This is a genomic window from Streptosporangium sp. NPDC006013, from assembly GCF_040614275.1.
In the GTDB taxonomy this organism is placed as follows: domain Bacteria; phylum Actinomycetota; class Actinomycetes; order Streptosporangiales; family Streptosporangiaceae; genus Streptosporangium.
The window spans coordinates 1-1,860 of the sequence record NZ_JBEXUE010000884.1 but is presented as its reverse complement, the minus strand read 5'-3'; the positions used below and the strand labels follow the sequence as shown (position 1 = coordinate 1,860).

At 71.2% G+C, this 1,860-nt stretch carries 1 protein-coding gene; it reads left to right on the top strand.

Translation table 11 applies throughout. From position 1 onward, the window contains the following. Positions 1-127 precede the first annotated feature (127 nt). Positions 128-1,801 (top strand): LCP family protein, encoded by a 1,674-nt coding sequence (locus ABZ260_RS50615; protein ID WP_355633005.1) that lies wholly within the window; start codon positions 128-130, stop codon positions 1,799-1,801. Positions 1,802-1,860: the final 59 nt, after the last annotated feature.

Sequence of the window (1,860 nt, the reverse complement as noted above, 5' to 3'; positions counted from 1 at the left end):
GGCGACGCTGACCTGGTGCGGGCGGCACAGCTGCTGATGGAGATGCTGGACGCGGAAGGCGAGCCACGGCGGCGCGCAGGGTCCGGCCGAAACGCAGGCCCCCCCTCCCGCACCTCAGGTCCACAACGTGTCCGACGGCGCCCAGGGTGCCCCCGGCGGGCGGGGGACGCTCCCCCCGCAGGCTCAGCCCGGCACGCGGGGTCTCTCCGACGGACAGGAGACGCTTCCTCCACAGGGCACGCGTGACGGGCAGGGGACACCCCTCTCGCACGCCGGGGCGGGTCCGGGGCCCGCCGGACCGTCCCGCCCGGCCGGGGGACGGCCCCGCTTCGCCAGGCCGCTGACGGTCGGCGCGCTCATCGGCTGGACCGCGCTGTCGGTGATCCTCCCCGGTGCGGCGCACCTGCGATCGGGACGCCGCCGCGTCGGATACATTCTGCTAACGATCTTCGGCGCGCTACTGCTCGCCGTCCTGGTCGGCGCGCTCATCCTCAGCGGCGAAGGGAACGCGGGCTTCGTCGCCCGGGACAGCACGCTGATGACCGGGGCGGCCCTGGCCATCGCCGGCGCGCTCGCCTGGTTCCTGCTGGTGCTCTTCTCCTACATCTCCCTGGGACCGCAAAGGCTCAGCGGCAGGGGACAGATCGTGTCGGGCATCGCGGTGGGCGTGCTGTGCGTGTCGGTGATGGCGCCGTTCGCGCTGACCGCGAGCACCGTGCTGACCCTCAAGGAGGCGGCCAACAGCATCTTCGAGAGCAACACGGGCAATCCCAGCGCCGCCCCCGTCAAGCACGAGGATCCGTGGGGCGGGCGCGATCGGGTGAACTTCCTGCTCATCGGCGGCGACGGGGCCGGGAACCGGGAAGGCGTGCGGACCGACAGCATGAACGTGGCCAGCGTGCACGTCGCGACCGGCAACACCGCCATGTTCAGCCTTCCCCGTAACCTCCAGCACGTCCGCTTCACACCGGGCACCGCGCTCGCCAAGCAGTTCCCCAACGGCTTCATGCGCGAGTTGCCCAACGGCGGCCTGCTCAACGAGGTCTGGCAGTACGCCGAGGACCACCCCGATGTCATGCCCGGCAAGAAGACGGGGCAGCGAGGCCCCGCGGCGCTCATGGACGCCATCGGCTACACGCTCAACCTGAAGATCGACTACTACGCCCTGGTGAACATGTTCGGTTTCGCCCACCTGGTCGACGCCATCGGCGGCCTGAAGATCAAGGTGGAGCGCGACGTCCCGTGGGGCGGCCTCTACGGCACCGCCGGGACCATCAAGGCCGGATACCAGAAGCTCACCGGCGAGGAGGCGCTCTGGTACGGGCGTTCCCGCGTCGGCAGTGACGACTTCTCCCGGATGGCCCGCCAGCGCTGCGTCATCGGCGCCTTCGCCCAGCAGGCCACCCCCTCGGTGGTGCTCACCAACTTCGCCAAGATCGCAAGTGTGGCCAAGAAGTCCGCCAAGACCGACATTCCCCGCGAGCTGCTTGAGCACATCACCGAGCTGGGGCTGAAGGTCAAGGACGCCAGGATCGTCAGCCTCCAGTTCGTGCCGCCGGAGTTCTACACCGGCTCGCCGGACTGGCAGAAGATCCGTGCCGCGACCGCCAGGACGCTGCGCCAGTCGGTGCGGCCCGCCCGCCGCCCCCAGGCCGCGGGGGTGACCGCCTCCCCCGGCGCGAGCGGCGCGACACCCACCGCCACACCCAAGCCCTCCAGGAGCACGGCGGTCCAGCCGAGCCAGACCCCCACCCAGAACGGCAAGTCCGCCCAGTCCCTGGACGAGGCCTGCGGGTTCTGACCGCGGTCCCGCGAGCACCCCGAGAGCAGTACGGCCGGTCCTCCCCGGGGAGGACCGGC